The organism is Streptomyces sp. HUAS ZL42 (assembly GCF_040782645.1).
In the GTDB taxonomy this organism is placed as follows: domain Bacteria; phylum Actinomycetota; class Actinomycetes; order Streptomycetales; family Streptomycetaceae; genus Streptomyces.
In genome coordinates this window covers 2500209-2523370 of sequence record NZ_CP160403.1, presented here as the reverse complement: position 1 = coordinate 2523370, position 23162 = coordinate 2500209, and the positions used below count along the sequence as shown (strand labels likewise).

The 23162-nt window shown below is 70.5% G+C and carries 18 protein-coding genes; 6 read left to right on the top strand and 12 right to left on the bottom strand.

Annotated elements, in window-relative coordinates; translation table 11 throughout:
• Nucleotides 1-25 precede the first annotated feature (25 nt).
• From ABZO29_RS11645 to ABZO29_RS11610, 8 genes are all read right to left on the bottom strand, one after another.
• Entirely contained in the window at nucleotides 26-2893 is a 2868-nt protein-coding gene (locus tag ABZO29_RS11645; RefSeq protein ID WP_367320091.1) for a glycoside hydrolase family 2 TIM barrel-domain containing protein, read from the bottom strand.
• Nucleotides 2894-2905: 12 nt separating this feature from the next.
• Nucleotides 2906-3790, bottom strand: a complete 885-nt coding sequence (locus ABZO29_RS11640; RefSeq protein ID WP_367320090.1) for a carbohydrate ABC transporter permease — start codon at nucleotides 3788-3790, stop codon at nucleotides 2906-2908.
• Nucleotides 3787-4752 (bottom strand): carbohydrate ABC transporter permease, encoded by a 966-nt coding sequence (locus ABZO29_RS11635; RefSeq protein WP_367320089.1) that lies wholly within the window; start codon nucleotides 4750-4752, stop codon nucleotides 3787-3789. The genes ABZO29_RS11640 and ABZO29_RS11635 overlap by 4 nt, the downstream gene beginning before the upstream one ends.
• Before the next feature lie 20 nt (nucleotides 4753-4772).
• Complete coding sequence (locus ABZO29_RS11630) at nucleotides 4773-6038, bottom strand: ABC transporter substrate-binding protein (RefSeq protein ID WP_367320088.1); 1266 nt, start codon at nucleotides 6036-6038, stop codon at nucleotides 4773-4775.
• A 226-nt stretch (nucleotides 6039-6264) separates the two neighbouring features.
• Nucleotides 6265-8112, bottom strand: a complete 1848-nt coding sequence (locus ABZO29_RS11625; RefSeq protein WP_367326110.1) for a glycoside hydrolase — start codon at nucleotides 8110-8112, stop codon at nucleotides 6265-6267.
• Nucleotides 8113-8123: 11 nt separating this feature from the next.
• Entirely contained in the window at nucleotides 8124-9374 is a 1251-nt protein-coding gene (locus tag ABZO29_RS11620) for an ROK family protein (RefSeq protein ID WP_367320087.1), read from the bottom strand.
• 192 nt (nucleotides 9375-9566) lie between these two features.
• Nucleotides 9567-10820, bottom strand: coding sequence for an FAD-binding protein (locus ABZO29_RS11615; RefSeq protein WP_367320086.1), 1254 nt, complete (start codon nucleotides 10818-10820; stop codon nucleotides 9567-9569).
• A gap of 12 nt (nucleotides 10821-10832) precedes the next feature.
• Entirely contained in the window at nucleotides 10833-11438 is a 606-nt protein-coding gene (locus tag ABZO29_RS11610) for a hypothetical protein (RefSeq protein ID WP_367320085.1), read from the bottom strand.
• Nucleotides 11439-11920: 482 nt separating this feature from the next.
• On the opposite strand from ABZO29_RS11610, the gene ABZO29_RS11605 reads away from it, so the two are divergent.
• The gene (locus ABZO29_RS11605) at nucleotides 11921-13240 is read left to right on the top strand and encodes a radical SAM protein (RefSeq protein ID WP_367320084.1); all 1320 of its coding nucleotides are present in this window, start codon (nucleotides 11921-11923) and stop codon (nucleotides 13238-13240) included.
• A gap of 276 nt (nucleotides 13241-13516) precedes the next feature.
• Nucleotides 13517-14983 carry a cellulose binding domain-containing protein gene (locus ABZO29_RS11600; RefSeq protein WP_367320083.1) on the top strand — a complete coding sequence of 489 codons (1467 nt, stop codon included), beginning with the start codon at nucleotides 13517-13519 and terminating at the stop codon, nucleotides 14981-14983.
• Nucleotides 14984-15018: 35 nt separating this feature from the next.
• Here the strand turns inward: ABZO29_RS11600 and ABZO29_RS11595 are convergent, their stop codons facing one another.
• Together ABZO29_RS11595 and ABZO29_RS11590 are read right to left on the bottom strand one after the other, a co-directional pair.
• Nucleotides 15019-15696 carry a class F sortase gene (locus ABZO29_RS11595; RefSeq protein ID WP_367320082.1) on the bottom strand — a complete coding sequence of 226 codons (678 nt, stop codon included), beginning with the start codon at nucleotides 15694-15696 and terminating at the stop codon, nucleotides 15019-15021.
• A 94-nt stretch (nucleotides 15697-15790) separates the two neighbouring features.
• The gene (locus ABZO29_RS11590; protein ID WP_367320081.1) at nucleotides 15791-16282 is read right to left on the bottom strand and encodes a sortase; all 492 of its coding nucleotides are present in this window, start codon (nucleotides 16280-16282) and stop codon (nucleotides 15791-15793) included.
• Nucleotides 16283-16785: 503 nt separating this feature from the next.
• Here ABZO29_RS11590 and rsgA point away from each other — a divergent pair.
• From rsgA to ABZO29_RS11575, 3 genes are all read left to right on the top strand, one after another.
• Nucleotides 16786-17880 (top strand): ribosome small subunit-dependent GTPase A, encoded by a 1095-nt coding sequence (rsgA, locus tag ABZO29_RS11585; RefSeq protein ID WP_367320080.1) that lies wholly within the window; start codon nucleotides 16786-16788, stop codon nucleotides 17878-17880.
• Nucleotides 17881-18069: 189 nt separating this feature from the next.
• Nucleotides 18070-19473 carry a DNA-3-methyladenine glycosylase 2 family protein gene (locus tag ABZO29_RS11580; RefSeq protein ID WP_367326109.1) on the top strand — a complete coding sequence of 468 codons (1404 nt, stop codon included), beginning with the start codon at nucleotides 18070-18072 and terminating at the stop codon, nucleotides 19471-19473.
• Between the two features lie 2 nt (nucleotides 19474-19475).
• On the top strand, nucleotides 19476-19991 hold the full coding sequence (locus ABZO29_RS11575; RefSeq protein WP_367320079.1) for a methylated-DNA--[protein]-cysteine S-methyltransferase: 516 nt from the start codon (nucleotides 19476-19478) through the stop codon (nucleotides 19989-19991).
• Here ABZO29_RS11575 and ABZO29_RS11570 read toward each other — a convergent pair.
• Together ABZO29_RS11570 and ABZO29_RS11565 are read right to left on the bottom strand one after the other, a co-directional pair.
• Nucleotides 19988-20371, bottom strand: coding sequence for a PPOX class F420-dependent oxidoreductase (locus tag ABZO29_RS11570; RefSeq protein WP_367320078.1), 384 nt, complete (start codon nucleotides 20369-20371; stop codon nucleotides 19988-19990). The two genes, ABZO29_RS11575 and ABZO29_RS11570, sit on opposite strands and share 4 nt — an antisense overlap.
• 96 nt (nucleotides 20372-20467) lie before the next feature.
• Nucleotides 20468-20950 (bottom strand): DUF456 domain-containing protein, encoded by a 483-nt coding sequence (locus ABZO29_RS11565; protein ID WP_367320077.1) that lies wholly within the window; start codon nucleotides 20948-20950, stop codon nucleotides 20468-20470.
• 151 nt (nucleotides 20951-21101) lie between these two features.
• Between ABZO29_RS11565 and ABZO29_RS11560 the strand changes: the two genes are divergently transcribed.
• Nucleotides 21102-22547, top strand: coding sequence for a protein phosphatase 2C domain-containing protein (locus tag ABZO29_RS11560; protein ID WP_367320076.1), 1446 nt, complete (start codon nucleotides 21102-21104; stop codon nucleotides 22545-22547).
• Nucleotides 22548-23162 lie beyond the last annotated feature (615 nt).

Here is a 23162-nt window from a genome sequence, read left to right as displayed (position 1 = left end):
GCGGACGTGGTCAGGACCGTGTCAGTCAACTGGTCTCCGAGAACACGAACGAGAACTCCGCGGGCTCGGCGCGCAGGTAGTACTGCGGCAGCGGTCCCGGACCGCACGACGCCGTGCCGATGCCGCCCTGCCCGTGGTCGAGGTTGACCCAAACTGTGTCGCCGGCCGTGAGCTCGGTGCGGTGCTCGGCGGCGTCCAGCTGCTCCGTGGTCCAGCGGCGGGCGGTGAAGTAGAACTCCGGGTCGCCCTCGATGCGCAGCCCGCCGATCTCCGCCCAGCGGACGTCGGCACGGGCGCCGTTCTCCTGCGGGCGGACGTACGGCGTCTGCAGCCCGTCGACGGTGGACTCCCAACGGCCCAGCATCGACGCCGCCCCGGTGTCGGGGTACGCCTCACCGGGGCCGCCGCCGAACCACCGCACCCGGTCCGCGCTCGCGTCGAGCCCGAAGCGGATGCCGAGCCGTGGCAGCGGCAGCGCCGACCAGTCGCCCTCGGGTGCCACGGACACCGTGAGCTTCAGCCGGTTGCCGTCCGAGGTCCACCTGTACACCGTGGCCAGGCCCACCTCCCAGGCGGCGGGCGCCACCCGGGTCCGTACCGTCAGCGCCTCGTCGCCGAGCTCCACGGAGTCGAGGCGATGCCGCATCCGGTGCAGGCCGAACTTGCGCCAGACCTGTCCGTAGCGGATGTCGTCCTGCCAGGAGGCGCCGTTGTCGTTGTCGGTCGGCGCCCGCCACACGTCCAGGCGCAGCCCGTTCACCTCGACCCCGCCGATCGCCCTCAGCGCGCCGGTGCGGGCGTCGAAGGCGGCCGGGCCGAGGGTGATGACACCCTCGCCGAGGACGGGTCCGTCGGTCGCCGCAACCGACGGCAACGCCCGTGCGGCCACCGGGAACTGCCCCCACGCCACCGGGTGGTCCTTCGGCGCCCAGGCGGTGTCCGCCGCGAGCGCGGCCCGCACCGTCCACTGCGCCTCGCCGCCGCGGTGGTCGGCGGGCGGCTCGGGCAGCTTCACGTCGGCCGACTCGCCCGCCGTGAGCGCCGGCACCGACAGGGAGCCCGACTCGACGGTCTCACCGTCCACTTGGTAGGACCACTCGAACGCGAATGCGGACAGATCGGCGAAGTCCTGCTTGTTGGTCACCCGCACGGTGCCGTCCGAGCCGTCGCCGGCGAAGGCCACCGGCTCGATGACCTTCTTGAACTCCACGAGGCCCGGCGACGGCGTGCGGTCCGGGAAGACCAGTCCGTCGCAGACGAAGTTCCCGTCGTGCAACTCCTCGCCGAAGTCGCCGCCGTAGGCGTAGCCGAACCGCTCGTCCTTGATGCCGTGGTCGATCCACTCCCAGACGAACCCGCCCTGCAGCCGCTCGTACGTCTCGAACAGCCGCTGGTAGTCGGCGAGTCCGCCTGGTCCGTTGCCCATGGCGTGCGCGTACTCGCACTGGATGAAGGGCAGTTCGCGTCTCTTGTGCGTTCCGCCGTCCAGGCCCTGGCCGATCTGCTCGACCTCGGCGTGGGAGGCGTACATCCGGGAGTAGACATCGGTGTCACGGCAGTTGATGTCGCCCTCGTAGTGCACGAGCCGCGAGCCGTCCCGGCCGTGGATCCACTCGGCCATGGCGGTCAGGCCGCGCCCGGTGCCCGCCTCGTTGCCGAGGGACCAGATGACGATCGAGGGGTGGTTCTTGTCCCGCTCGACCATGCGGGCGGCGCGGTCGAGGAGGGCGGGGGTCCAGCGGTCGTCGTCGACGGGGTTGTCCCGCCAGGCCTGCTCGGTGAAGCCGTGGGTCTCCAGGTCGCACTCGTCGATCACCCACAGGCCGTACTCGTCGCACAGGTCGAGGAAGTCCGGATGCGGCGGGTAGTGCGAGGTGCGGACCGCGTTGATGTTGTGCCGCTTCATCAGCAGCACGTCCTCGCGCATGGTCTCCAGGTCGAGGGCACGGCCCTTCTCGGGGTGCCACTCGTGGCGGTTGACGCCCTTGAAGAGGACCGCCTTGCCGTTGACCTTGATCAGGCCGTCCTCGAGGACGACGGTCCTGAAACCGATCCGCAGCGGAATCCGCTCGCCCTCCGTCGCCAGGACGCCGTCGTAGAGCTTCGGCGTCTCCGCGGTCCACGGCAGGACGGCGACCGTCGCCGGCTCACCCGTCGCGACGTCGATCCCCAGGTCCGGGACGGTCACCCGGCCGTCCACGTCGGAGTCGACGCGCAGGGTGCCCTCGCCGGTGACGTGGTCGAAGGAGGCGTGCACGAAGAAGTCGAGCGCGCTGCCCGCCGGGCGGTGCAGCAGCGTCACGTCACGGAAGATGCCCGGCAGCCACCACTGGTCCTGGTCCTCCAGGTACGAGCCGGCCGACCACTGGTGGACACGGACCGCGAGCACGTTGCCGGCGGGCTTCAGCAGATGCCCGACCGCGAACTCGTGCGGCAGCCGGGAGCCCTTGAACTCGCCGATGTCCGTTCCGTTCAGCCACACGCGGGCGCAGGACTCCACCCCGTCGAAGCGGAGGACGGCACCGCTCTCGGCGGGCCAGTCCTCCGGCAGGTCGAAGAACCGCAGATGGTCACCGGTGGGGTTCTCCGTCGGGACGTGCGGCGGGTCCACCGGGAAGGGGTAGAGGTGGTTGGTGTAGATCGGCGAGCCGTGGCCCTGCAGCACCCAGTGACCGGGGACCGTGACCTCCGCCCAGTCACCGGCGTCGTACCCCGGCTCGGCGAACGAGTCGTCCTCGGCGTCGGCGGTGGCCGACACACGCAGGCGCCAACTGCCGTTCAAGGAGAGGGACTTCGCGTCGGAGGACGCATACCGGGCGCGGGGCGGCAGGGCCCCGCTGCCCGGCGAGACGTCCTCGACGTAGTCGATGGCAGTCGTGGTGCGGAAAGACATCGGTCTCCTAGGTCAGCCCTTGATGCCGGTCTGCGCGATCCCCTGGACCAGCCAGCGCTGGAGGAAGAGGAACACGAACAGCAGGGGCAGGATGGAAATGGCGGTGGCCATGAAGATCAGGTGGTAGTTGACGGTCTGGTTGGTCATGTACGACGAGAGCGCCACCTGGACCGTCCAGGCGCTGGGGTCCTGTCCGATGACCAGCGGCCACAGGAAGGAGTTCCAGCCGTTGATGAAGGTGATCGTCGCCATCGCCGCGAAGAAGTTCAGCGAGTTCGGTACGACGACACGCCAGTACGCACCCCAGTAGCCGAGCCCGTCCACGCGAGCCGCCTCCTCCAGCTCCTTGGGGAATCCCAGGAAGTACTGCCGGAAGAGGAAGCAGGTGAAGCCGCTGAACAGACCCGGGACGATCAGGCCCCGGTAGGTGTCCACCCAGCCGAGGGAGGAGACGAGGACGAAACTGGGGACGAAGGTGACGGCCGTGGGAACCATCAGGGTCGCCAGGACGGCGTAGAACACCTTGTTGGCGTGCCGGTACGGGATACGGGCGAGGCCGTATCCGGCCAGCGAGCACACCAGGAGGATGCCTGTGGTGTGCAGGACGGCGACGACCACGGAGTTCCACAGGGACCGGGCGAAGTCGACCGTGACGTCGTCGAACGGCTCGCTGATGTTGCCCCACTGGATGTCGGTGGGGAACCACTTCCACTCCTCGCCCGTGATCTCCGGGTCCGCCATGAAGGCGTTGCGGATGATCAGGTAGAAGGGGATCAGGAAGAGAAGGGCGGCGATTCCGGTCGCGATGTACAGGCCGGTGCTGCCCATGACCCCGCCGCCGCGCTTGGCCTTGGCCGGCGGTGTGACCTTCCTGAGGTCGGGTGCCGTGGTGGTCACTTGGACTCCTCACCCCTTCCAAAGCCCATGATCTTGCCCTGGAACAGGGTCACGATGCAGATGAGCAGGGTCAGGACGACCGCGCCCGCGCTGCCCGCGCCGTAGTTCTGGTTCTCGCCCAGGGCCATCTTGTACAGCTCGACCAGCGGCGGCTGGCCCCAGGTCGCCTTGCCCAGCAGGTTGAAGAACTCGTCGAAGGCCTGGTAGGCGGCGATGAGCAGGAGCAGGATCACCGCGGTCGAGGTCGCCCGCAGCTGGGGCAGCGTGATGTACCGGAAGGTCTGCCAGCCCTGCTTGGCTCCGTCGATCGCGGCGGCCTCGTACAGCTCCCGCGGGATGTTCTGCAGCGCCGCGAGGAACAGGATCATGTAGAAGCCCGACTGCAGCCACAGCCGGACGGTCACGATGACCAGCCAGTACCACGGCGGGTCGGGGTTGGCCAGCCAGGCGACGTTGTCGACGCCGAACCAGCTGAGGACGGTGTTGGCGAGGCCGAAGCGGACGCCGTTGAAGATGGACATCTTCCAGATCAGCGCCGCGGCGACGTAGCTGCACGCGGTCGGCAGGAAGAACACCGACCGGAAGAACGCCCGCATGAACCGCAGCTGGTTCACCAGCAGCGCCAGGCCCAGCGAGAGCGCCCAGGTGGCCGGCACGATGAACGCGGCGAACACGGTGAACGTGACCAGCGAGTTCCGGAAGTCGGTGTCGGTGAGGATCTGTTTGTAGTTGTCGAAGCCGACGAAATCGCTCGGCGTGACCGTGAAGCGTGCCTCGAAGAAGCTGAGATAGATGCTCCAGCCGATGGGCACGAAGACGAAGATCACCAGGCCGATCAGGAACGGACCGGTGAAGAGCCAGAAGTTGAAGGTGCTGCTCGCCCGCAGGCCCCGCCGCGGCCGGTCCTTGGAGACCTTGGCCGAGGCGGGCTGGGCGACCTTGTGGGTGGTGGCGGTCGACATGTCGTGGTCCGTCCGGCGGCCTATCCGAAGAGGTTCTTGAGCTCGGCGTCGACCTTCTTCTCGGCGGCGGCGAGCTGGGCCTTGGGGTCGGCGTCCTTGCGGACGGAGTTCGCCACCACGTCGTTGACCGCGGCGATCATCGCCTGCGTCCAGCCGATGTTGTCGAAGTGGCCGAACTCGTTGAAGAGCTTCACGCCCTCTGCGGGAAGGCCGGACTTGAGCTTGGTCGCGGACTGGGCGAGGGAGGTGCGCGGCGGGATGTGGAAGCCGTAGGAGGTGGAGAAGTCCTCCTGGTACTGCTTCTGGTCGATCCACAGCCACTTGACGTATTCCTTGGCCGCCTCGACGTTCTTGCCCTTGGCGTTGACGAACATCGACCAGCCGCCGTTGTAGACCGACTCCTTGCCGGCGGAACCGACCTTCGGGAAGGGGAAGATGCCGATGTCGTCGCCGAGCGCCTTCTGCATCGTCGGCATGGCCCACATGCCGCACCACTGGATCGCCGTCAGGCCCTGGGTGAAGGCCGACGGGTCCCACCAGTCGGCGGGGGCGTCGAGCAGCAGGTTGCCGCTGGTGAACAGGGAGCGCAGCTGCTTGAAGCCCTCGGCCACGGCGTCGGTGTTGAAGGCCGGCTTGTTGTCAGCGGTGAGGGTGTCGGCACCGGCCGACCAGATCAGCGGGCTCTGGAGAGGGGTGAGGTCGTTGCCGAGGAAGGCACCCTTGACCTTGCTGGTCTTGAGCTTGGCGGCGGCCTCGATCAGCTCCTCGAGCGTGGTCGGCACCTCGACCTTCGCCTTCTCGAACATCGAGGGCCGGTAGAAGAAGAACTGCGGGTCGTCGATCATCCGGACGCCGTATATCTTCCCGTCGACCGTGTGCGACGTGATGTCGGCCGGGTTGAAGTCGTCCTTGACCGGCGCGATGATGTCGGTCAGGTCGGCCACCTGACCGCTCTTGACGAGCTGGATCTGCGGGTGGAACTCGAAGACGTCCGGCGCGTTCTTGGTGAGCAGCGCGGCGAACAGCTTCTGCTCGAAGTTGTTGCCGGTGATCCACTGCGTGGTCACGTTGGCGTCCTTGTAGGCCTTGGCGTACCGCTTGACGGCCTGCTCGACACCGGCCTCGCCGTAGGCGTGGAAGTACTGCACGAGGGTCTTGCCGGAACCGCTCCCCCCGCCTCTGCCGTTGTTGCCGCCGCACGCGGCCAGCGTGCCGGCGGCGGCCATGCCCGCGGCGGCCCGGAAGAGCGACCGGCGGGACCAGTTGTTGTTGCTCATTGCCGACATGCTGACGTCCTTGTCTCGAGTGCGGCTGCGGCTCCACGGCTTCAGCGCCAGGTGGCTCAAATTGCGTTGCGGTGCGGGACGTTAACCTTCGGCTAAGGCTTCGGCAAGGGGTTGGACGAAGTCTGTGCGAAACGTTGTGTCCGGTTCGAAATGACGAACATGGGGTGGTGTGGGGGGTGAGGGCCGCCGTGTCAGGGGTGATCGACGGCCCTCGGTCCAGGGGGTGTTACCGGCGTGTCCAGGCTTCGTTCGCCCCGCCGTTGCAGCTGTACAGGATCACCTTGCTGCCGTCGGCGGTCGCCTGCCCGCTGACGTCGAGGCACTTGCCCGACGCCTCGTTCACGATCTGGCCGTTGGAGTTCAGCAGCCAGCGCTGGGCGCCGTCACCGGTGTAGGACGCGGTGGTCGTCAGCCCCGAAGTTCCGGCCGTCAGATAGCCGCCTGCGCCCTTCAGGGTGCCCTTGGCGTCGTACGACCACGACTGCCCGTTCGCGCCCGTGCAGGTGGCGATGGAGGCCCCCGAGGCGTCCGCCGTGAGGCACTTGCCGGACTGCTTGCCCTGCAGGGCACCGGTCACGGCCGAAGTGCCGCTGTGCGGCTTCTGGTCGAGGACGTACGTCGTGACGGAACGGGCGGCGAGCGTCGTGGAGACCGTGCCGCCGCTCACCGACGGCTTGGCGACAAAAGCCCAGTTCTCGTCGGCCGACGTACGGACGGCCTTGGCCGCCGCGACCGGCTTCTTGCTGTTGAAGTGCAAATTCAGCGCCGTGTCCGTGGTGTTGTGGTTGTTGACCACCACCACCCACTTGCCGCCGCGATCGTACGTCGACACCTCGACCCCGTCCGGCACGCCGGTCACGTCGTGCGCGACCGAGCCCGGTTTCACGAACTTGCTGTACTGGCCGAGCGCGTAGTAGCGCTTGGTGAAGTACAGCGTCTGGTTGCCGTTCGTGGCGTAGTTCGGGTCGTAGTAGATCAGACCGTCGTTCCAGCCCTGGTCGTTCTTCGCCAGCGGGTCGCTGCCGATCATCTCCGACAGGGCGACCCACCACTGGAACGCCGAGTCATGGGCGGTCGCGAAGTCCTTGTAGATGATCCGGGACAGGTTCAGACCGCCGTCGATGGTGGGGTCGTACTCCTGTGCCCAGCCGGTGCCGCCCTTGCCGAAGCAGCAGATCTCCGTCGACCAGGACTGCTTGCCGGCCGCCCTGGACGTCTCGTAGATCCTGGCCCGCTGGTCGTCACCCGGGTTGTTGTACGTGTGATGGGCGAGCCTGGAGACGTACTGAGCCGTTCCCGGCTGCGAAATCCACTGCGGGACCTCGGTGTTGAAGCTGACCGTGCTGCTGGACTCGTCGGCGATGATGCTCGTCCGCTGGTGCCGCGCCCGCTGCTCGGCGCCCAACGCCCGCACGATGTCGTCACGCTGGTCCACCGGCACCAGCATGCCCTCCTGGCCGCAGCTGTCGAAGCTGTTGTTCGGCTCGTTGAAGGGGCTGATGTAGTCGATCTTGACGCCCTGCTTGGCCAAATGGTCCGTGACGTCCGCGACGTACTTCGCGAAGTCCGCGGTGTTCTCCGCCTTCAGATAGCCGCCACAGCTCTTGTCGTTGGTCTTCCACCGGGCGGGCGCGCTGTTGACGAAGGCGATGAGGTCCTCGACGCCGTACCTGGCGGCGTAGGAGAGGAACGTGCGGCCCGCCTTGTCCTTGCTCCAGTCGTACGTGCCGTCGTCGTTGAGGAAGTCCTCGGGGGCGCGCGGCGAGTAGGTCACGCCGGTCCCGCCACCGCCGATGTTGTAGCGGTACGAGCTCAGGTCGAGACCCTGCCGGGAGAACAGCAGGCTCGCCACCCGGGCCTGGACCTTCGGGTCGAAGTTCTTCAGGTCGTTGACCCACCAGGCGCCGGAGGCACCGATGTTGTCGATGGTCTGCGCCGCGTGGGGGGAGACCTCGGCCGCCGTGGGGGTTGCGGCCGAGGCGGTCGGGGTGGATATCAGGGGTCCCGTGACAGCGAGAGCGGCTGCCGCCGTCAGGAGGACGGCTCTCTTGCGGTGGGGGTGAGACACGTGCATCCCTTCCGTCGTCATGAAGGTGGTGCGGTACGGCTCCTTGCGGGGATGGTGCGTTTCACTGCCCTCTGTCCCCCGACTGCCTGCAGTGAGCCCTCGAGCGCGAACGTCGCCGCGCCCAGGCACACCGGGTCGGTGGGGATCGGGGAGAGGACGATTTCGGTGGCGGCCAGGGGCCGCTGCAGCGCGTGCCGGGCGACGGCCTCGCGCACCTCGTGCAGCAGCGGTTCGCCGAGCCTGCCGGCGACCCAGCTGCTGAGGACGACCACCTCGGGGTTGAGGAGGTTGATCAGGTCGGAGACGGCGGCGCCGAGGTAGCGGGCGGTGTCGCGGACCACCTTGACGGCCACCGGGTCGTTCGCGCCGACCCCGGCCGCCAGGGCGTCGATGGTGGCCGTCTGGTCCTCGGGGTGCAGCAGTGGGCTGTCAGGGCTCAGTTCCCGCAGGTTGAGCATGATTCCCGGCGCCCCGACATACGTCTCGACGCAGCCGAGCTTCCCGCAGTGGCACAGCCGCCCGTCGAGGACGAGCGTGGTGTGGCCCCACTCCCCGGCGCTGTTGCTCACGCCGCGGTGCAGCCCGCCGCCCAGTACGAGCCCTGCGCCCACTCCGGTGCCGAGGTTGACCACCACGGCGTCCCCGCGCCCGCGCGCGGCCCCGAACCACAGCTCGGCGACGGCGCAGGCGCGCAGGGGGTTGTCCAGGTACAGCGGATAGGCGATGACCTCGGAGAGCAGGTCGAGCAGCGGCACCTCGTGCCAGTCCCAGTTGGGCGCGTACTCCGAGATACCGGTGTCGCGGTCCACCTGCCCCGGCACGCTCACACCGACGCCCAGCACCCGGGCCGCCTCGACGCCGGCCTGCGCGACCACCGAGCCGACGGCCGCCGCCACATGGCCGACCACCTGCTCCGGGAGGCTCTCGCCGGGGCGCATGTCCTCGTCGGCGCGGGCCAGCACGTTCAGCGCCAGGTCGAACAGCTCGACATGGACGTACGTCTCGGCGATGTCGACGCCGATCAACGCGCCCCCCGACGCGTTGACGGCCACGAGGCCCCGGGGGCGGCCGCCTGCCGAGTCCTCGAAACCGACCTCCGTGATCATGCGGAGGTCGAGCAGTTCCCCGACGAGGGTGGCGACCGTGGCCAGGCTGAGACCGGTGGCGGCCGCCAGCTCCTGCCGGGAGGTGGGTGACGCGGCGATGATCTGGCGCAGCACCTCGTAGCGGTTCGCCGTGCGGATGTCACGTGATGTGCCGCGCCTCACTGGAGCTCCCTTCCCTCGCAGGCAACGCTGCGTCCATCCGGCCGGGGGTCCGGGGTTGTCCCCCGGAAAGCGCAGCACGGGGGCTGCCCCATCCCTTCATCCCAGGCCGGGGCCAACGTCGGCACCGGCGCTGCAGCAGGCTATGGGGTACGCCGCCTTTCGACAAGGGGTTAGGAAAGGGGGTTTATAAAGTCAGTCGCCCAGGACATCCTGCACGAAGGCGTTGCTGAACTTACCGGCCGGATCCAGCTCCCGCGCCAGCGCCACGAAGTCGCCCAGCCGCGGATACCGCTCCCGGAGGACGGCGGGGGCCACCGTGAACACCTTCCCCCAGTGCGGCCGCGGCTCGAAGGGCTCCAGCGCCTCCTCCACCTTCCGCACCACCGGCACCACGGCCGCCGTGTCCTCGATCCACGTGAAGTGCAGGGCGACGGTGTCCCGCCCGTAGGAGGGGCTGAGCCACTGCTCGTCGGCGGCGACCGTCCGCACCTCGCAGGTCTGCAGCACGGGCGCGATCGTCGTACGGATCGCGTCGAGCGAGTGGAGGGCGTCGAGGGCGTACTGCCGGGGCAGCAGGTACTCCGACTGCAGCTCGGCACCGCTGCTCGGGGTGAACTCCGCCCTGAAGTGCGGCAGCCGCTCGTGCCACGGCCCCGGCACCCCGAACTGCCGGGTGCAGTTGACCGCGGGCATCCCCGGCACCGGATGCATCCCCTCGGTGGCGGGCGCGGCCCACGGGAAGCCGGGCAGCGGCTGGTCGACGCGCCGCTTGAGCCACACCTGCCGGAAGCCCGGCTCGCGCCAGTCGGTGAACAGGCTCACGCTGTAGGCCGCCGCCATGACCGTCTCGAACGTCTCGAAGCCCAGCCCGTCGAGCGGCAGCTCGGTGAAGACGTACTGCTCGACGTCGAAGGACGGCACCAGGTCGAGGGTGAGGGCGGTGACCACACCGAGGGCGCCCAGCGAGGTGACGGCACCGCCGAACCGCGCATCGCCCCGCCCTATGGTCACGGTGGACCCGTCCGCCGTGACCAGCTCCACCTCGCGCACGGGCGCGGCCAGCGACCCGTTGCCGACGCCCGATCCATGGGTGCCGGTCGCGACCGAGCCGGCCACCGAGATGTGCGGCAGGGACGCCATGTTGGGCAGGGCGAGCCCGTGGGCGTACACCGCGCGGGCGAGCTCGGCGTACCGTACGCCGCCGGCGACCCGTACCGTTCGGGCCGCGACGTCCACGTCGATCACCGGCGGCATGTCGGCGATCGACAGCAGGATGCCCTCGGGGCCGGGTTCGGCGATGCCGTTGAAGGAGTGCCCGCTGCCCAGCACCCGCACCTTCGCGCTGCCGGCCACCAGGGCACTGATGGTGTCGAGCGAGTACGGCCGCTGCAGCTCCTTGGGCGTGTAGGTGATGTTGCCCGCCCAGTTGGTGAGGATCTCGTTCATGCCGTGATCCTGTCAGTCCGACCTGAGCTTCTCCAGGGTCGCCTTGGTGTCGGTCTTGAGCCACTTCTCGACGTCGCTCAGGTCGGGCTTCTCCTCCTTCTCGTCATCGTCGTAGGAGGACGTGTAGATGCTCCAGGACATCTCGTACGTCATCCAGCCGTCGCGCACGGCGAGGGTGGCGTACTGGGAGTCGCTGGGCTCGGACGTGACGAGATAGGCCTCGTCGCCGAAGCCGGACAGCTTCTCGACGTCGTAGTCCTCGTAGCGCTGGTCGTACTCGGACCACAGGGCGGTGAACTCGGGTGCGGGGTCGGTCTTCTTGTGGAGGTCCACCTTGACCGACAGGTACGCGTACGAGTACGAGGTGGAGGACCTCTGCAGGGAGAGGCTGCAGTAGCTCTCGTCCAGGGCCCCGTGCGCCAGGGAGTGGTGGAGGGGGTTGTCGTCCTCCTCGGGGTACTCGCTGTCGACGGACGAATGGTCGATCGAGGTGCAGAGATTGGTCTTCGCCTCGTATCCGCGCAGGTCCGCCTCCGGGCCGGCGTTCCGGCCGAGGACGAAGACCCCGCCGGCCCACAGCGCGGAGGCGACCACCGCACCCAGCGCGGCCCACAGCACGGCTCGCCCTGCCCCGCCCGACGCGCCGGACGACTGCGGGGGAGCGGGCGGGGGGAAGGGGCCCGTCGGCTGGGCGGGGGGATACCACTGCGCCGGCACGGAGACGGGTGGCGGAGGACCAAAGCCGTGCTGCTCAGTGGGCGGGGAGGATTGTGGATGTGGATGTGGATGTGGATGTGGATGTGGATGTGGCTGGGCCTGTGGCTGCGATTCGGTCTGGGGCGGGCCACCGTCCTGGCGTTCGTCCATCGCGTCCTCCTCATGTCCGTCTCGCAGGTCAGTGCTGTTCTTGATCGAATCTTGATCGAATCGACTGTCGCAGCCGCCCGGCACACCGTCATCAGCAGAATTACGCACCCCCCCTACGTAACCGATCACCGATCCCGGGACGACACCAGCGGCGCGAGGGGACCCGGCGCTACCGACGCGAGGCAGGGGGCATACCGTGAGGAGTCGTACGCCTGAGCCGGGAGGAGAGACGGATGGGCAGCCGCACCGCGCTGGTCGAGGATCTGATGGAGCGCTTTCCGCATGTGCCGCGGGAGGCCGTCTTCAAGGAGGACCTGCTGCGCGGCGGTGTGGCCTTCGACCGGTCGGCCCTGAGCGACAACGAGGGCGGCGAGGTCAAGCCGAAGTCGTACTTCATCTTCTCCTTCGACCACGGCACGCTGCCCGAGCTCGGCGAGGCCGCGCTCAGGCGCCCGCCGGAGGAGATCATCCTCACCGGAGGCCCGTACGACCTGAGGCGCACCGTCGTCTCCGTACGCGTCAATCCGTCCTCGCCGTACCGCGTCGCGGCGGACGACGAGGGGCTGCTCGGGCTCTACCTCGACGGGAAGCGCATCGCCGACGTCGGCGTGCCGCCCATGCCCGAGTACTACCGGCACACCCTCTCCAACGGGAAGTCCGTCATGGAGGTCGCCCCCACCATCCAGTGGGGCTACCTGATCTACCTGACCGTCTTCCGGGTCTGCCAGTACTTCGGCGCCAAGGAGGAGTGCCAGTACTGCGACATCAACCACAACTGGCGCCAGCACAAGGCCGCCGGGCGGCCCTACACGGGCGTGAAGGACGTCGAGGAGGTCCTGGAGGCCCTCGAGATCATCGACCGCTACGACACCGCCAGGGCCTCCACCGCCTACACCCTCACCGGCGGCGCCATCACCAAGACCGTCGCCGGACGCGACGAGGCCGACTTCTACGGCCACTACGCCAAGGCCATCGAGGAGCGCTTCCCGGGCCGCTGGATCGGCAAGGTCGTCGCCCAGGCGCTGCCGCGCGACGACGTGCAGCGGTTCAAGGACTACGGCGTGCAGATCTACCACCCCAACTACGAGGTGTGGGACCGACGGCTGTTCGAGCTGTACTGCCCGGGCAAGGAGCGCTACGTCGGCCGCGACGAGTGGCACAAGCGGATCCTGGACTCGGCCGAGGTCTTCGGCGCGCGCAACGTCATCCCCAACTTCGTGGCCGGCGTGGAGATGGCGGAGCCCTTCGGCTTCACCACCGTCGACGAGGCCATCGCGTCGACCACCGAGGGCCTGCGCTTCTTCATGTCGCACGGCATCACACCCCGCTTCACCACTTGGTGCCCGGAGCCGACGACCCCGCTGGGCAAGGCCAACCCGCAGGGCGCGCCGCTGGAGTACCACATCCGGCTCCTGGAGGCCTACCGCGCCACCATGGACGACTTCGGCCTGTCGTCGCCCCCCGGGTACGGCCCGCCCGGTCCCGGCCACGCCGTCTTCTCCGTCAGCTCCTTCATGGACAGCCTCCCGGCACAGGAGCCGACTGCTGTGTGACGCGTGAGGCGAACGGTGAACAACACGCGGTCGCGATCCGTACTGTAGGCCGGAGTTGTGGGGCACTCCCGGGTCCGACCGTTTTCCCGGCCGGCAGGCTGCTGCTTTTGACGTTGTGTCGACATGGCGACCGTCGTCAGTACCGCGGTGTCGATATTTGAATATGCAGCTTGTCAGTTGTGTATGAAACGTGAAAAGCTCGGGTGCTGCCGCGAGGTTCCCCCCAACTCCTTTGCCATGACGGTGAGTTGCCTCGCTTTCGGATGCAGGAGACCCATGCCCGACCTGCCGACCCCCAAGGACGCCGCCGAGGCCGCGCTGTTCTCCGAGTGCTGGGACGCCGTCCTCTCCTATGCCGACCTCTGCACGTCCGGCTCCGCCGCGGCGCAGCAGCTGGCCCGGGAGGCGTTCGCACTCGGCATACGCGAGGCCCGCGCCGCCGAGGACGGTTCACAGCGCGGCGCCGGCCGCCGTTCGCCGCGACTGCCCAGGATCCCCCTGCTGCTGACGGCCGTGCGCACGACGGCCGCGGCCTGGGAGAGCCAGGGGCACGGCCACAAGCTCGACCCCGACCTGCGCCTGTGGCTCAACTCTGACAAGGCCGCCCGCTACACCGGTCCGCCCCTGCTCCGCCCCATCGCCCTGCGCGGCCTGCGCGACATGCAGGAACCCGACGCTGCGCTGCTGTGGCTGGCCGAGGTGGAGGCGCTCCCGCTGCGCGCGGTCGCCCGCCGGCTCGGCCTCGACCCGGCCGCCGCGGCCGACGAACTCGACCAGGTGCGCGGCCTGTTCCGCGACCGCTGCCACCGCAACCACATAGACACGCCGATGGACGCCGAGTGCCGCAGCTACGTCCGGCTCCTCGACGCCGTCACCCGTGCATCGGCCGCCGACACACCCCCCGATCTCTCCCAGCACCTCGCCACGTGCGTCGAGTGCGCCGAGGCGGCAGCCTGCCTCCGGCTGCACGGGGGCGGCCTGCCCGCCGCTCTCGCGGGCGGGGTGATCGGCTGGGGCGGCCTCGCCTATCTGGAACGCCGCCGTCGCGCCGCGGAGGTGCGGCTGGGCGCCGGCCGCCCCGACGCGCCGCCGGACCCGGAGCACGAGGCGACGAAGGCCGAGGCGAGCAGGGCGAGGGCCGTGCGCAACGGCCTCCTCGTCGCCGCCGCCCTGGTGTCCCTGCTGGCGCTCGCGGTCTCGCTGATGCCCTTCGGCGGCACCGGTGACGAGGTGGCAGGCGGCGACGGCTCGGACCGGGAGCCCGTCGCGGCCCCCAACCCCTCCTTCCCGTCCATCGACCCCACCCCGTCCGACTCGCCGACGCCCAGCCGCAAGCCGAGCGCTTCCCCGGTCAGGTCCGAGCCCAAGAACCCCGAGCCGGAACCCCAGGGCACCACGTCGTCCACGGCCGGCACGGGCCACAGCGCGACGGCGACCTGCGCGGTGCGGTACGACCTCGTCAACGAATGGCCCGACGGCTTCCAGGCCACCGTCACGGTCACGACCACCCAGGCGCTGAGCGACTGGAGCGTCGTCTGGTCCTTCGGGGACGGCCAGAAGGTCGGCCAGATGTGGGACGCGAGGTTCGCCCAGAGCGGCTCCCGCGTCACCGCGGCCGCCGCCGACTACAACCGGTCCGTCCCCGCGAACGGCTCCGTCGCCTTCGGCTTCCTGGCGTCCTGGCAGGGCAAGAACTCGGCACCGTCCAACTTCACACTGAACGGGCGCACCTGCTCGAACTGAACACCCGTCAAGTCGCCGCAGCGAAGCGGCACCGGCTACTTCACTGCGGTGAGCGACGCGTAGACCACGACATTGCCCAGGTATCCGGTGTTCTTGGCGTAACCGCCGCCGCAGGTGATGACCCGCAGTTCCGGCCGGCCGGAGCCGGCGTAGACCTTCTCGCTCGGGAAGTCCGCCTTGCTGTAGACCTCCACGGCGTCGACGGTGAACACGGCTGTCCGCCCGTCCGACCGGCCGATCCGGATCGTGGCGCCCTTGGTCAGGGCGCCGAGAGAGAAGAACACCCCGGGCCTGCCGCCGCGCAGGTCCACATGCCCCGCGATCAGGGCCGTGCCCGCCGAGCCGGGTGTCGTGCCCTTGCTGTACCAGCCGGCGAGGTTGGGGTCGTCGCCGGGCGGAGGGCGTAGCGCCCCCGTCCTGTCGAGGCCCAGCTTCGTCACGGGGGCGTTCACCTTGATCGAGGGGATCCGGATCCGGACCGGTGCGGCGGCGGGCAGCGTCCGGACGGCACGAAGTGCCGGCGGGGCGGTGCGGCTGGGCGTGGGGGCGGTCGAGGGAGCGGCGAAGGCCTGGGCGGCCGAAGGCTGCGGTGGCTGCCCGTCCCGGATCGCGCCGATCACCAGCACGGCACCTGTCACCAGTGCCCAGGCCAGTAGCTTGGTGGAAGGGGCGAGCTTGTAGGTGGAAGCGCTGGTCTTGTGCCCGGGGTCCATGGCGGTTGAGCCTCTTGCCTGCAGCGGGGTGGTGGTCGTTCGTGCGGCCCCCGGCACTCGTGGGTCCCGGGGGCCGTGCCGTGGAGTCGGGCGGTCAGATACGGCCGGCGTGCGAGCGGCGGCGCATCTTCACCAGTCCTCCGGCGGTGGCCGCGGCGAGCAGCGCACCGCCCAGGGCGAGCTGTGCGTCGGTGTCCTCGGCGTCCCCGAAGCCGGCTGCGACGGCGCCGTTCGGCAGGCGGTTGCTGATCGAGTACGTTTGCGTGATCTTGATCCTTGGCGGGCACTTCAGAGTGACCGTGTCCGTGCTGGCCTGGGTCCCCTCCGGGATCTGGAACTCGCCGGTGAGCACACCCTTGCGGTCGCCTCCGAAGAGGTGGAAGTTCCCGCCGACCGCCGACTCGCCCTTGCCGTAGGTCACGTCCGGACCGCAGGCCGTGGTGCTGACGGTGACCGTGGAGCCCGGGGAGGCCGTGCCCGGGCGGATGTGGACCTCTGAGTCACCGGCGGCAGCGGCTGCAGGGCTCTGCAGAGCCAGGACACCGGCGACCAGGCCGAGACCAACGCCAACGTGTGTGTTTCGCAAGGGAATCCTCCAACGGAGCAGTGGCCGGCCTGTCTGCGCGGCGCCCCTGAACTGCTCCACCGACGAGGCAACCGACGGTCCGTCAGATCGGCAACCTGACGCATCGCCAGATCTGTCACTCCGTCAGACCGATTGGATCGTTCTCGGATGAGCATTTACGCAGGTCATGGGATGAGAGACCGACGCGGGGGAGGAATCGCGGCACAGAGCTGCGAACGGGTTAACGGACTCCAGCCGGCGCTGCTTCACGAGTGGGAGCGTGACAGGAAAATCGATGGCATCCGAGTGCGCGCCGCTCTAAGGTAGGACCGCTTCGTGCGGCGGCCGTCGGCTGCCGCCTTCGGACGAGTGAGGAACGGGAGGTGTGATCGATGGCTGTCTCTGTGATGGGCGCTGCCCGCATCCAGGAGTTCATCAAGCCCACCTCCGTGGCCACCGGCTGACTCACCTTTCCCGCGCGCTCGGTAGCGCGCCGCCGGGGCCGCCCTTGTGAAGGGTCACCCTTGACTTCCATCTCCGCTTTCTCCGCGTTGGCTCCCTACGGCTGGGACGAGGACTGGGCCGACGCGTTCGCCCCCTACGGCAGTGAGGGGCTGCTGCCCGGACGTGTGGTCCGGGTCGACCGCGGGCAGTGCGACGTGGTCACCGCCGACGGGACCGTGCGCGCGGACACCGCGTTCGTCACGCCGCACGATCCGCTGCGGGTCGTCTGCACCGGCGACTGGGTCGCCGTCGAACCCGCCGGAAACCCCCGCTATGTACGGACGTATCTGCCCCGTCGTACCGCTTTCGTGCGCTCCACCTCCTCCAAGCGGTCCGAGGGGCAGATCCTCGCCGCCAACGTCGACCACGCGATCGTCGCCGTGTCCCTGGCCGCGGAACTCGACCTCGGCCGTCTCGAACGGTTCCTGGCCCTCGGCTGGGAGTCCGGCGCGCAGCCCGTGGTCGTGCTCACCAAGGCCGACCTCGTGCCCGACGCGGTGACGCTCGCGCACCTCGTGCAGGACGTCGAGTTGTCGGCACCGGGTGTGCCCGTGCTGCCGGTCAGCGCCCTGGACGGAGACGGGCTCGAGGTGCTCGTCGCCGTCGTCTCCGGTGGTACGTCCGTGCTGCTCGGGCAGTCCGGCGCGGGCAAGTCGACGCTCGCGAACGCGCTGATCGGGGAGGAGGTGATGGATGTACAGGCCACGCGGGAGGCGGACGGGAAGGGCCGCCACACGACGACCACGCGCAACCTGCTCGCGCTGCCCGGCGGCGGGGTTCTCATCGACACGCCGGGGCTGCGCGGGGTCGGGCTCTGGGACGCCGGGAGCGGGGTCGGGCAGGTGTTCTCCGAGATCGAGGAGCTGGCGGAGGAGTGCCGCTTCCACGACTGCGCGCACGAGGCGGAGCCGGGGTGCGCGGTGCAGGCCGCGATCTCCTCCGGAGAACTGGCAGTGCGGCGGTTGGACAGCTATCGCAAGTTGATGCGGGAGAACCAGCGGATCGTCGCCAAGACCGATGCGCGGCTTCGGTCGGAGATCCGCAAGGAGTGGAAGCGGAGGGGGGCCGAGGGGAAGGCGGCGATGGAGGCGAAGCGGGGGCGTATGCGTCCATAGCCGTAGCCGCGGGCAGTCGTGCCGCTGGGGTGATGGGGGCCCCGCTCGAGCGAAGCCGAGACTGGGGGCGGGCGGGCGCAGCGGCACCCGGCCGGCGCCGGTGAGCGAAACCCACCCCATGCCAACCCCAGCGTCACGTCCGAATCCCGCCAGCACCGTCTCCGGCCCTCGTCGACACTTGAACCCGTGATGGACGAAGACACCAGGTACGAGGCAGTCCGCAGTCGTGACGCCCGGTTCGACGGGGAGTTCTTCTTCGGCGTCGAAACCACCGGTGTCTACTGCCGCCCCAGCTGCCCGGCCATCACCCCGAAGAGGCGCAACGTGCGCTTCTTCGCCACCTCCGCCGCCGCGCAGGGCTCGGGGTTCCGGGCCTGTCGGCGGTGCCGGCCGGACGCCGTGCCGGGGTCCGCCGCGTGGAACGTGCGCGCGGACGTCGTGGGCCGGGCCATGCGGCTGATCGGGGACGGGGTCGTGGACCGTGAGGGTGTCGCCGGGCTCGCCGTACGGCTGGGGTACAGCGCGCGGCAGGTGCAGCGGCAGCTCACCGCCGAGCTCGGGGCCGGGCCCGTGGCGCTCGCCCGGGCCCAGCGCGCGCACACCGCACGCACCCTGCTGCAGACGACCGATCTGCCGGTCACGGAGATCGCGTTCGCCTCCGGGTTCGCCAGCGTGCGCCAGTTCAACGACACGATCCGGGCCGTGTACGCCTCGACGCCCAGCGAGCTGAGGGCCACCGCGCCCAAGGGGGCGTCCAGAGGTGCCCGTGCGGCCGGTCCGGCCGCCGGGATCCCGCTGCGGCTCGCCCACCGCGGCCCGTATCACGCCCGTGCCGTTTTCGACCTCCTCGAGCGGGAGGCCGTCGCCGGCATCGAGGACGTGAGCGGCGCGCCCGGCGGCCGGACGTACTGTCGTACGCTCCGGCTGCCGTACGGCACCGGGATCGCCGCCGTCGACGAGCGGTCCGGCGCCCCGAAGCCCACGTCCGGGGCGCACCCCGGTGGCTGGCTCGACGCCCGGCTGCACCTCACCGATCCGCGGGACCTGACCACCGCCGTGCAGCGGCTGCGCCGGCTGTTCGACCTCGACGCCGATCCGTACGCCGTGGACGAGCGGCTCGGCGGTGATCCGCGACTCGCCCCGCTGATCGCCGCACGACCGGGGCTGCGCTCGCCGGGCGCCGCGGATCCGGAAGAACTCGCGGTGCGGGCGCTGGTCGGGCGGGACGCGGCCGAGCGGCTGGTCAGGCAGTACGGCAAGGCGCTCGACACCCCCCGCGGCACCCTCACCCACCTCTTCCCGGAACCGGCCGTCCTCGCCGAGTCCGGGGCGGAACCCCACGGGCCCCTGGGTGCGCTCGCCGCGGCCCTCGCCGACGGCACCGTACGGCTGGACCCGGGGGCCGACCGGGACGGCGCGGAGCAGACGCTGCTCGCCCTGCCCGGCCTCGACGGGGCCACGGTCGCCGTGATCCGCAGCCGGGCCCTCGGCGACCCCGATGTCGCGCCGCCCGGCGCCGACATCCCCGGGACCTGGCGCCCCTGGCGCTCGTATGCCGTTCAACACCTGCGTACAGCAGGGGAGTTGGAGTAATGATGACCACCCCGAACCTGCCCGGGACCTACTGGACGACCGTCGACAGCCCCCTCGGGCCCCTTCTCCTCACCGCCGACCCGGACGGGGCACTGACCTCCCTGTCCGTGCCCGGTCAGAAGGGCGGCCGTACCGTCCAGGGCGGCCGGCGGCGCGACCCCGGCCCGTTCCGCGGCGCCGAGGAGCAGCTCGCCGCCTACTTCGCCGGCGAACTCAAGGAGTTCCGGCTGGCGGTGCGCGCCGACGGGACCGAGTTCCGGGAGCGGGTCTGGGCCGCCCTCGACACCGTTCCGTTCGGGGCGACCACGACGTACGGAGAGATCGCCGCGCGGATCGGTGCGTCCAGGGCCGCCGTACGGGCCGTCGGCGGGGCGATCGGCGCCAACCCGCTGCTGATCGTGCGGCCGTGCCACCGGGTGATCGGAGCGGACGGAGCGCTGACCGGCTACGCGGGCGGCCTGGACCGCAAGGTGCGGCTGCTCACCCTGGAGGGGTCTCTGCAGCCGCCCGTCGCTTAGCCGTCCTCTTCCGGACCCTCCAGCCCCCAGCTGTGGATCCGCATCGGACGGATGCGGATCACTTCCTCGCTGAAGTGCGGGCCCAGCTCGTGCGGGCCGGTGAGGAGTTCGGCCTCGCCGCGGATGTCGACGCCCCGGACCCGCCACGGGCGGACGCTCGCGATGTCGTCCACGACGAGGGCGACCTTCGGGTTCCGGCGCAGGTTGCGCCACTTCTTCGTGCGGCCCATCGCGCGGCCGCCGATCAGGATCGTCCCGTCGTCCTGCGGGAAGAAGCCGACGGGGTTCGCCTGCGGCTGCCCGTCGGCGTCGACGGTGGCCAGCCGCCCCAGCCGCTGCGACTTCAGGTAGGCACGCTCGGCCGCGCTGAATCCGGTCATGCCCGCAGCCAAGCACGTCCGGCCGCCGGACACATCGGATCATCGTCCTAGGGCTCTGGGCCTACGCCGGTTTCGGCGCCGTGCGCAGCACCCGCGTCAGCCCGAGATCACCGCCCCCAGCCAGGCCGCCGCGATCAGCATGCAGGTGAACAGCTCCGCCAGCACGCTGGAGCCGCCCGAGCGCATCGCCGTGCGCAGGGCCGCCCGCGCGTCGCCGTGGCGGCCCAGGCGGAGCCGTTCGGAGAGGTAGATGCCGGCCATGAAGCCGGGGATCGCGCCGAGCACGGGGAGCAGCACGAAGCCGAGAAGCGCGCCGACTCCTGCGTACACCGCCATCCGAGGGGTGGCGCCGCTCTCACGCAGGCGCCGCGGCGGCAGGGCCCAGCGCACCACCTGGGAGAGGAACAGCGCGACGGTCGCCCCCACGAGGACGCCCCAGGCGACCGGCTGCGGGTCCTTCAGCGCCCACCACAGGACCGCGGCCCACACCAGCCACGACCCCGGCACCCCGGGTACCAGCACCCCGCACAGGCCGAGCAGGACGACCAGCCCGACCAGCAGGAGTTCCCACGCTCCCATGTGCCCAGAGTGCAGGAGTGTGCTAGAAGGCGCAGGCCAAGAGCCCTGATGTGCGGTCACCGAGCCGGATCCGCCGTACGGCAGGGAACACCGTGCAGGATTTTCCTCATGCCCCGTTTTCCTACGGCCCGTGCGGTGGACAATTGGGGGCATGAACCAGCAGGGGGGAAGGCCCACCGGTCACGACGACTGGTGGGGGCTGTTGTACGACGACTCCACCGAGGACACCGGCCCCGCGGCCGCGTCCGATTCGCTGGACGACCGTTTCGCCTCCGCGGCCGGAACGGTGAGCCGGCACCCCGACGCCTCCGCCGGACCCGAGCCCGCACGGCAGCGCGCCCCCTGGGAACCGCCGCCGGACGCACCCCCGGGCCCGACGACCTTGCCGCCCGGACCGCTGCCCCAGGGGTTCGCCGAGCGGGCCCCCGCAGGCCCTGCACCGTCCCCGACCGGCGGCCGTACGTCCACCGAGACACCCCCGGCCGCGACCGTTCCCGAGTCCCGGATGCCGCTCGACGCGGCCCCCTCCGTACCGGAGAGCCCCCCGGCCGTCACCCCCGCCGACCAGGACACGTCTCACCCCGCGCCCGACCCCGACGGCGCCCGCACCGCCACCGCCCCCGACCTCCCCGTCCTCAAGGACTACGTCGGCTCCGGCCCGCCCACCTACGATGCCGAGCCCACCGCGCTGCCGCTCGCCGACCCGGACGACCTCGACGACCTGGTCGCGGACACCGTGCTGGACGGGGCCCGGTACGGGGCCTGCACGCTACGGGCCGTGTCCGTGCGCGGGGACTCCGCGCGCTACCGGGGCGAACCGCGCCGCGACTCCCTCCTCACCGCCCGCTTCGGCACGGGAGAGCAGGCGCTGATCCTGGTGGCGATGGCCACCGGCGCACGGGCCACCCCCGATGCGCACCGCGCCGCGGCCGAGGCCTGCCACTGGATCGGGCGGGCGGTGGGCCGCAGTCACGTCCGGCTCGCCGAGGACATCCGGGGCGCCCGGCGCGGCGACCTGAAGTCCGGCCTGCACCGCCTCACCGACCGCAGCCTCGGCAAGCTCCGCGCCAGCGCCGCCGAACAGGGCGTCGAACCCGAGGAGTACGCGGCCACCCTGCGCTGCCTGCTGCTGCCCGCCGACCCCGAGTGCCGTACGCGTGTGTTCTTCGGCGTCGGCGCGGGCGGACTGTTCCGTCTCAGGGACGGCGCATGGCAGGACATCGAACCCCAGGTCACCGATGTCGCCGGCGAACCGGTCGTCGGGTTCGGCTCGCTGCCGGCCGAGACCCCCGAGGGCGACCGGCTCACCATGGACCTGGGCATCACGACGCCTCCGAGCCCGTACGAACCGGCCCCCGAACCGCCCCGCGAGCCCTTCCGCTTCCGCGCGTCCGTGGCCCGTCCGGGTGACACGCTCCTGATGTGCACCGCCGGCCTGGCCGACCCGCTGCGCGGCGAGCCCGATCTGTGCGCGCACCTGACGGGACGCTGGTCCGGCCCGGAACCGCCCGGCCTCGCCGCGTTCCTCGCCGACACCCAGGTACGGGTCAAGGGTTACGCCGACGACCGCACGGCCGCGGCCGTCTGGGAGGCGTGACGGCGGCCTCTGCCGCGCGGGGAACCACCGGATTCCGGCCAACTTCGCCGGTCGCGGGAGGCGGCCTTCGGCGAAGCGGCGGCGAAGAAGCGCTCGCCGTGCACGAGTTGGCCGGGTCCGCCGTGTGCGGCAGATCCGAGTGCACCTCGGCGGCCGGCACCAACTGCCACACGCCTTCTTGGAGTACGGCGAGTTCGGCAGACCGGAATCGGTGGACGGTGCCATCTCGGGCGGTCCGTACGACGCCCGGGTGCGTAGGCTCGAAGGCGTGCATGACGCACCGGCTCGCCGGGGACGCGATCGGCCGGTGACGGTTGCGGGAGTGAACGCTTTCAGCGGCATGACGGCGGCGTCGTAGAGAAGTCCTTTCCCCTGGAAACCGGGCGGGTCGCCCGTGAGCCCGGCGTCGATCACCACCTCCACCCGGCGGCCCGCCCACGCCTCCGGCATCCGCTTTCCCGGCCCGAGTCAGCTCGTGGACCAGGGCTTTCCCCACTCGGCGCCCGTCGCGACGGACCGTACGCGGCCGACAGCGGGGCACACCGACTGCACCGGCTCGCCCGGCACGCGCCACACTGCGCGCTCCAGGCACGCCTCAACCAGGGCTCGGTGCGT